This window comes from Streptomyces sp. NPDC051555 (genome assembly GCF_044454405.1).
In the GTDB taxonomy this organism is placed as follows: Bacteria; Actinomycetota; Actinomycetes; order Streptomycetales; family Streptomycetaceae; genus Streptomyces.
Map to the genome: position 1 here is coordinate 133,170 of NZ_JBITDP010000022.1, position 7,715 is coordinate 140,884.

Consider the following 7,715-nt stretch of genomic DNA (forward strand, 5'->3'; position numbering starts at 1 on the left):
GTCAGGAGGCGCCCTAGCCGGGGGTGCAGACCTTCGAGATCTCCTTGGCGGCGTCGGCGACCGGGGTGATGTCCGGGGCCTTGTTGCCGCTCTCGATGGAGGTGCGGACGTTCTGGACGGCCTTGGTCATGGAGTCGACCGCCTTGCCGAGGTCGGCGTTGCCGGTCTGGTCGCCGACCTTCTTCAGGTTCTGCTCGATCTGGTTGAGCGCGTTCTGGGCGTCCTGGGGGCTGTTGCCCGCCTGGGAGACGGCCTGCTGGAGGTCGTTCGCGCCGTCCGTGATGGCCACCGCCGTGTTCGCGCAGTCCATCGCCGTGGAGATCGCGTCGCAGGAGGTCAGGGCGGGCACGGCGAGCGCGGCCGCCAGCAGGACGGCGGACAGGCGACGGTACTGGGACATGCGGGCTCCCCCGGGTGGCCGGATACGTGGACGGGCGCACGGCTTTGACACCGTGCGCCCGTACCCGTCATGACGCGGGACCGCGCCCCGCGGTTGCTGCGGCTCGGTTGCCACAGCCCGGCCGTTACAGCTCCAGGGCGCCGCGCTGGATGGCCTCCAGGTCGGCGCAGCCGCCCGCGGCGAGGTCGAGCAGGGCGTTGAGTTCCTTGCGGTCGAAGGGCTGGCCCTCGGCGGTGCCCTGGACCTCGACGAAGCGGCCGTCGCCGGTGCAGACGACGTTCATGTCGGTCTCGGCGCGGACGTCTTCCTCGTAGCAGAGGTCGAGCAGCGGCTCGCCGTCGACGATGCCGACGCTGACGGCGGCGACGGTGCCGGTGAGCGGCTTGCGGCCGGCCTTGATCAGCTTCTTCTGCTGGCCCCAGGCGATGGCGTCGGCGAGGGCGACGTAGGCGCCGGTGATGGCCGCGGTGCGGGTGCCGCCGTCGGCCTGGAGGACGTCGCAGTCCAGGACGATGGTGTTCTCGCCGAGGGCCTTGTAGTCGATGACGGCGCGCAGCGAGCGGCCGATGAGGCGGGAGATCTCGTGGGTGCGGCCGCCGATCTTGCCGCGTACGGACTCGCGGTCGCCGCGGGTGTTGGTGGAGCGGGGCAGCATCGAATACTCGGAGGTGACCCAGCCTTCGCCGCTGCCCTTGCGCCAGCGCGGGACGCCTTCGCTGAAGGAGGCGGTGCAGAAGACCTTGGTGTCGCCGTAGGAGATGAGGACGGAGCCCTCGGCGTGCTTGCTCCATCCGCGTTCGATGGTGACCGGGCGGAGCTGTTCGGGCGTACGGCCGTCGATGCGAGACATGGCTCCGAGCCTAGCCGGTGCGCGCCCGCCCCACGGCGCTGTGCGAAAGACCCCGCCCGGTGCGCCCGGACGGGGTCTTTCGCGTACGGCCGCCGGGGCGGTCGGGGTGTGCGAGCCGGGTGGGCTCAGCTCACATCATGTCTTCGATGTCGGCGGCGATCGGGTCGGCGTCGGTGCCGATGACGACCTGGATCGCGGTGCCCATCTTGACGACGCCGTGGGCGCCGGCGGCCTTCAGTGCGGCCTCGTCGACCTTGCTCGGGTCGATGACCTCGGTGCGCAGGCGCGTGATGCAGCCCTCGACCTCTTCGATGTTCTCGATACCGCCGAGCCCGGCGACGATCTTCTCAGCCTTGGTGGCCATCTGTTTCTCCCTGAGTTCTACGAAGAACGAGTCTCGGCGGTGCATACTCCGCGTGAGCGTCCGCTCTGTCACGGTAGCCCACGGTTGGCACGGTTGGCCCATTTACATGGGCACATGTCCGGTATGTGCCGAATCATAACGATCAGCATCAGCCTGGACGCGACCGCGCCGGAAGTGGTCTACACCAGTGTGCCGCAAGTGTCGCAACTGCCAAAAACGGGCCGCTCCGACGGCCGGCCAGGGAGGACGCCGATGAGCGCGAGCAGCGCCGCAGCAGTGCCACAACAGAAGTGGTGGAACGGCATTTTCCAGGGGCTCCAGAAGATGGGCCGCAGCCTCCAGCTGCCGATCGCCGTCCTCCCCGCGGCCGGCATCCTCAACCGGCTCGGCCAGGACGACGTCTTCGGCAAGGACGGTTTCGGCTGGACGGACGTGGCGAAGGTGATGGGGAGCGCGGGCGGCGCGCTGCTCAACGCCGACATCGGCCTGCCGCTCCTCTTCTGCATCGGCGTGGCCATCGGCATGGCCAAGAAGGCCGACGGATCGACCGCCCTCGCCGCGGTCGTCGGCTTCCTCGTCTACCGGGGCGTCCTGCACGCCTTCCCCAAGTCGTGCCCGGAGGGCACCAAGGACATCGGGGGCGGCTGCCTGGGGCAGGGCGATTCCTTCGCGGAGTACACCTTCCAGAACCCGGGGGTCTTCGGCGGCATCGTCATGGGCCTGCTGGCGGCCTGGTTCTGGCAGCGCTACCACCGGGTGAAGCTGGTCGACTGGCTGGGCTTCTTCAACGGCCGCCGACTGGTCCCGATCATCATGGCCTTCATCGCGATCGTGTTCGCCGTGATCTGCCTGTGGATCTGGCCGCCGATCGGTGACGCGCTGGAGAGCTTCTCGGACTGGCTGGTGGGTCTGGGCTCGTGGGGCGCCGGGATCTTCGGCATCGCGAACCGCGCGCTGCTGGTGATCGGCCTGCACCAGTTCCTGAACGTGCCGGTGTGGTTCCAGTTCGGCAGCTTCACCAAGCCGGACGGTCAGGTCGTGCACGGTGACATCGCCATGTTCCTGGCGGGCGACAAGGACGCGGGGCTGTTCCTCTCCGGCTTCTTCCCCATCATGATGTTCGCGCTGCCCGCGGCGGCGCTGGCGATCACGCACTGCGCCAAGCCGGCCCGGCGCAAGCAGGTGGGCGGTCTGATGCTGTCGGTGGGACTCACGTCCTTCATCACCGGCATCACGGAGCCGCTGGAGTACTCGTTCCTGTTCATCGCGCCGCTGCTGTACGCGATCCACGCGGTGCTGACGGGCGTGTCGATGGCGGTCACCTGGGCGCTGGGGGTGCACGACGGCTTCACCTTCTCGGCGGGTCTGATCGACTACCTCCTCAACTGGAACCTCGCCACGAAGCCGTGGATGATCATCCCGATCGGGCTGTGCTTCGCGGTGGTCTACTACGCCCTCTTCCGCTTCGCGATCACCAAGTTCAACCTCCCGACACCGGGGCGCGAGTCCGACGAGGAGATCGCCGAGATGGAGCGGGAGAACGTCAAGTAGCCGCTGGTCGGGGCACGGCGCGGCGCACAAACGGGACGAGCGGCCTTCCGTCCCGGGCATCAAGGCCTTCGGACCCTTCGGGTCCGGGGGCCTTTGTCGTTCATGTCCATTTGTGTCCACCACCACGGAAGAGAGGGTTCCTTATGCAGACCTCACCGTGCTACAACTGGTCTACACCACTTAGTGGTGTAGACCACGCGGGCCCAACGGGCCCCGGTCCCCCCTTTCTGAGACGTCGCCTCCCCCTTCCACATCCCCGGGCGGCGCCTTGCCCAATGGAGGAAGTTGATGAGTACGGCAACCGCCGCTCCCACGAAGAAGTGGGGCTCCGGCCTGATGCAGGGCATGCAGAAGGTGGGTCGCAGCCTCCAGCTGCCCGTCGCCGTTCTGCCGGCCGCCGCGATCCTGCTGCGCCTCGGCCAGGACGACGTCTTCGGCAAGGACGGCCTCCAGTGGGGCAAGGTCGCCACGGTCTTCGCGAAGGCCGGTGACGGTGTCTTCGCGAACCTGGCCCTGCTGTTCTGTGTCGGTGTCGCCATCGGTTACGCGAAGAAGGCAGACGGTTCGACCGCCCTCGCCGCGCTCGTCGGCTTCCTCGTCTACAAGAACGTACTGACCGCGTTCCCGATCGACGGTTCGATCACCGCGGCGCTGCCGGCCGGCAAGCCGCAGGACCCGGGCGTGCTCGGCGGCATCATCGTCGGTCTCGTGACCGCGATCATCTGGGAGAAGTACCACCGCACCAAGCTGGTGGACTGGCTCGGCTTCTTCAACGGCCGCCGTCTCGTCCCGATCCTCATGGCCTTCATCGGCACCGCCTTCGGCGTCTTCTTCGGTCTCGCCTGGGGCCCGGTCGGCGACGCGCTGGCCAGCTTCGGTGACTGGCTGATCGGCCTCGGTTCGGTCGGCGCCGGCATCTACGGCGTGTTCAACCGCGGTCTGATCCCGGTCGGCATGCACCAGTTCCTGAACACGTTCTTCCAGCAGCAGGTCGGCTCCTTCACCAAGCCCGACGGCTCCATCGTCACCGGTGAGATCCCGCGCTTCTTCGCCGGTGACCCGACCGCCGGTCAGTTCATGTCGGGCTTCTTCCCGATCATGATGTTCGGCCTCCCGGCCGCCGCGCTCGCCATCGCCCACTGCGCCAAGCCCAGCCGCCGCAAGGTCGTCATGGGCATGATGGTCTCCCTCGCGCTGACCTCCTTCATCACGGGCGTCACCGAGCCGATCGAGTTCACCTTCCTCTTCCTCGCCCCGCTCCTGTACGCCGTCCACGCGGTGCTGACCGGTCTCTCCATGGCCGTCACCTGGGGCCTGGGCGTCCACGACGGATTCGGCTTCTCGGCCGGCCTGATCGACTACCTGCTGAACTGGAAGCTCGCCACGAACCCGTGGATGATCATCCCGATCGGCCTGTGCTTCGGCGCCGTCTACTACGTCGTCTTCCGCTTCGCCATCACGAAGTTCAACCTTCCGACGCCGGGCCGCGAGTCCGACGAGGAGATCGCCGAGATGGAGAAGGCCGAGGCGAAGTAAGCCTCGGCCGCACCCCGCCCCCCGGGGCGTCCGGCGCGCACATCAAGGTCCGAAGCCCCTGTCTTTCCCTCCGGAAGACAGGGGCTTCGGCCGTTGTGCGTTGCCTAGCCTGGTAACCATGACAGAACAGCGCATTCTCGACCTTGACCGCGAACAGCTCGCCGCCCTGCGCGGGCGGGCACTGACCCGGGCCGTGGCCGCCGCCGAGGGGCGGACCATGGTCGCCGAGGTCTTCGGCGAACGCGCGGCGCTGTCCCCGCACCCGGACGGCCGCGGGGTGCACAACGCCGAGTTGGTCGCCGCCTTCGGCGCGGACGTCGTCGTGCTGAACCTCATCGAGCGCGCCTGGGACGGGGAGCGGCTGCGGCTGCCGGGGCTGGGCGAGTTCGCGTCGTTCACGGAACTGGCCCAGGTGATCGGCCGGCCGATCGGCGTGAACCTGGAGCCCGGTGACGTACCGGAGATCCGCCGGGCGAAGCCGGAGTACGCAAAGCGGCTGATCGACATGGGGGCGGCGATGCTGTGCATCACCGCGAACCCGGGTACGGGCGGCTCGTACGACGCGATGGCCCGGGTGACCGAGGAGCTGCGCCTCGGGTTGGGCGACGACGCGGCCCTGTGGTCGGGCAAGATGCACCACGCCGGGCACCCGGAGCGGGTGACCACGGCCCGGCTGACCGCGCTGGTGGACGCGGGCGCCGACGGGGTCGTCATGCCGCTGCCCGGCACGCTGCCCGGGGTGACGCGGGAGCTGGCGGCCGAGGCGGTGGCGGCGGTGCAGGACGCGGGCGCGATCGTGATGGGCGCCATCGGGACGAGCCAGGAGGGCAGCCACGCGAACGTGGTCCCGCAGCTCGCCCTGAACGCGAAGGAGGCGGGCTTCGACGCCCACCACTTCGGCGACTCCTACCTCCCGGGGATGTGCGACCCCGAGGTCATGTACGCGTACTCGGTGGCCATCCGCGGCCGGCGCCACACCTGGAACCGGATGGCGCTGTCGGGCCGCCGCTCCCGGTAGGCGGGGCGGCGTCAGACCTCGTAGACCTCGCCCGCCCGGGCGAGGTCCACGCGGCCCCCGTACACGGCGCGGGCGTCGGCGAGGTTGCGCTCGGCGTCGGTCCACGGCGGGATGTGGGTCAGGACGAGCCGCCCGACCCGGCCGTCGCGGGCGAACTCCCCGGCCTCGCGGCCGTTGAGGTGGAGGTCGGGGATGTCCTCCTTGCCGTGCGTGAACGAGGCCTCGCAGAGCAGCAGGTCCACGTCCTCGGCGAGCAGGCCCAGCTCGGCGCAGACCCCGGTGTCGCCGGAGTACGTCAGCGAGCGCCCGCCGTGTTCGAGCCGGATGCCGTAGGACTCGATGGGGTGGGACACGCGCTCGGTGCGGACCTGGAAGGGGCCGATCTCGAAGGTGCCGGGCTTGAGGGTGCGGAAGTCGAAGACCTCGCTCATGGAGCGTTCGTCCGGGACGTCCTCGTAGGCCGTGGTCAGGCGCTTCTCGGTGCCTTCGGGGCCGTAGACGGGGATGGTCCCGCAGCGGCCGCCCTCGTGGCGGTAGTAGCGCGCGACGAAGTAGCCGCACATGTCGATGCAGTGGTCCGCGTGCAGGTGGCTGAGGAAGACGGCGTCGAGGTCGTACAGACCGCAGTGTCGCTGCAGCTCACCGAGGGCGCCGTTGCCCATGTCGAGGAGCAGCCGGAAGCCGTCGGCCTCGACGAGGTAGCTCGAGCAGGCCGATTCCGCTGAGGGGAAAGAGCCGGAGCAGCCGACGACGGTGAGCTTCATGGAGACGGGAACCTCCGTGGACGGTCCGTGGACGTTACACGGATACGGGGAGGGCGACGGGGGCGTGCGTGGAGTCGAGCGTAAAGCGCGAATCGTCCCGTCGCTCCTCCGCGGCGGGCCGTTGTGGGGCAACTCACCTGCGGTGTCACCCGGTGGAGCGACGGTCCGTACACGGGTTGCCGCGCACGGGCCGTGCGCGGCACGTGCGGGCGGGTGGGGGCGCGGTTACGGTCGATGCATGGACACGTCCTGGTGGCCCGGGGTGGCGGCGGTGGTCGCCGTGGCCCTCGTGCTGCTGGTGGCGGGACGGCGGAAGGCGGCGGTGCGGCCGGGGCGGGCCGCGGCGGCCGGGCACGGCCCGGGGCCGGCGCCGCAGCCGGTGGCGCGCGAGTTGTGGTGCCTGGCGGACGGCCGCTCCTACCTGGTCCTGGCGGTACGGGGGGCGCGTGCGCGGGTCGCACCGGTGACCGGGAAGTACCGGGACGCCCGGCCGGGAGTGATCGCGCTGCCGCCGGGGGTGCTCGGGGCGGCGCACGGCCGAGCCGCGTTCGTGGAGGCGGACCGGGCGCGGGAGGTCTCGGTGTGGGAGCTGCGCCGGCGGGTCGGTTCCGTGGATCCCGCGGTGTGGGACCAGGTGAAGGGGCTCGGACTCGGAGGTGAGGACCGGTGACTCGGTCGCGATCGGGGTCGACGGGGACCCCGGGGGTGCGGCTGCGGCGCGTCTACGATCCCCCGGACCCGGCGTCGGACGGCGTCCGCGTGCTGGTGGACCGGCTGTGGCCGCGCGGGCTGGCGAAGGCGGTGGCCGCGGTGGACGAGTGGCCCAAGGAGCTCACCCCGTCGGCGGAGCTGCGCACGTGGTTCCACGGCGGGGGCGGGGACTTCGAGGAGTTCCGCGAGCGGTACGAGGCGGAGCTGGCCGGGGCCGGGGCGGTGGCCGCGCTGGAGCGGTTGCGGGCCTTGGCGGGGGCCGGGCCCCTGACCCTGCTGACCGCGGTCAAGGACCCGGCGTCCAGCCACGCCGCGGTCCTGGCCGCCCTCCTGTCCCCCTGACCCGGGGGCCGCCCGGGCACAACCAGCCCGCCCGGCGTTTGAGGGCCCGCCGCAGGCCCGTACAGCCTCCGGCGGGGGGGGGGCGGCGCGGGCGGGGGGGGGCGGGGCGGGGGCCGGGGGGGGGGGGCCGGCCGGCGGGGGGGCGGGGGGGGTAAGGAGCCAGTAATACAGCGAAAGAA

9 protein-coding genes are annotated in these 7,715 nt (G+C 70.5%); 5 read left to right on the forward strand and 4 right to left on the reverse strand.

From position 1 onward, the window contains the following. Positions 1-13: 13 nt before the first annotated feature. The 3 genes from ACIBEA_RS34000 to ACIBEA_RS34010 all read right to left on the reverse strand — a co-directional run bounded on the left by ACIBEA_RS34000 (position 14) and on the right by ACIBEA_RS34010 (position 1,659). On the reverse strand, positions 14-400 hold the full coding sequence (locus tag ACIBEA_RS34000; protein WP_399267038.1) for a hypothetical protein: 387 nt from the start codon (positions 398-400) through the stop codon (positions 14-16). 124 nt (positions 401-524) lie between these two features. Then, on the reverse strand, positions 525-1,250 hold the full coding sequence (gene rph, locus ACIBEA_RS34005; protein WP_399267039.1) for a ribonuclease PH: 726 nt from the start codon (positions 1,248-1,250) through the stop codon (positions 525-527). 130 nt (positions 1,251-1,380) lie between these two features. Next, positions 1,381-1,659, reverse strand: a complete 279-nt coding sequence (locus tag ACIBEA_RS34010) for a glucose PTS transporter subunit EIIB (RefSeq protein ID WP_399267040.1) — start codon at positions 1,657-1,659, stop codon at positions 1,381-1,383. Between the two features lie 207 nt (positions 1,660-1,866). Here ACIBEA_RS34010 and ACIBEA_RS34015 point away from each other — a divergent pair, with 207 nt between their 5' ends. The 3 genes from ACIBEA_RS34015 (at position 1,867) to ACIBEA_RS34025 (ending at position 5,719) form a co-directional block, all read left to right on the forward strand. Further along, positions 1,867-3,165 carry a PTS transporter subunit EIIC gene (locus ACIBEA_RS34015; RefSeq protein ID WP_399267041.1) on the forward strand — a complete coding sequence of 433 codons (1,299 nt, stop codon included), beginning with the start codon at positions 1,867-1,869 and terminating at the stop codon, positions 3,163-3,165. Between the two features lie 288 nt (positions 3,166-3,453). Further along, complete coding sequence (locus ACIBEA_RS34020) at positions 3,454-4,701, forward strand: PTS transporter subunit EIIC (protein WP_399267042.1); 1,248 nt, start codon at positions 3,454-3,456, stop codon at positions 4,699-4,701. A 118-nt stretch (positions 4,702-4,819) separates the two neighbouring features. After that, positions 4,820-5,719, forward strand: a complete 900-nt coding sequence (locus tag ACIBEA_RS34025) for a hypothetical protein (protein ID WP_399267043.1) — start codon at positions 4,820-4,822, stop codon at positions 5,717-5,719. An 11-nt stretch (positions 5,720-5,730) separates the two neighbouring features. Here ACIBEA_RS34025 and ACIBEA_RS34030 read toward each other — a convergent pair whose 3' ends face one another. After that, positions 5,731-6,483 (reverse strand): MBL fold metallo-hydrolase, encoded by a 753-nt coding sequence (locus tag ACIBEA_RS34030; RefSeq protein ID WP_399267044.1) that lies wholly within the window; start codon positions 6,481-6,483, stop codon positions 5,731-5,733. Between the two features lie 238 nt (positions 6,484-6,721). On the opposite strand from ACIBEA_RS34030, the gene ACIBEA_RS34035 reads away from it, so the two are divergent. Together ACIBEA_RS34035 and ACIBEA_RS34040 are read left to right on the forward strand one after the other, a co-directional pair. Beyond that, entirely contained in the window at positions 6,722-7,153 is a 432-nt protein-coding gene (locus ACIBEA_RS34035) for a hypothetical protein (RefSeq protein WP_399267045.1), read from the forward strand. Further along, positions 7,150-7,536, forward strand: a complete 387-nt coding sequence (locus tag ACIBEA_RS34040) for a DUF488 domain-containing protein (protein WP_399267046.1) — start codon at positions 7,150-7,152, stop codon at positions 7,534-7,536. Before ACIBEA_RS34035 ends, ACIBEA_RS34040 begins: the two co-directional genes overlap by 4 nt. The last annotated feature ends 179 nt before the right edge of the window (positions 7,537-7,715 follow it).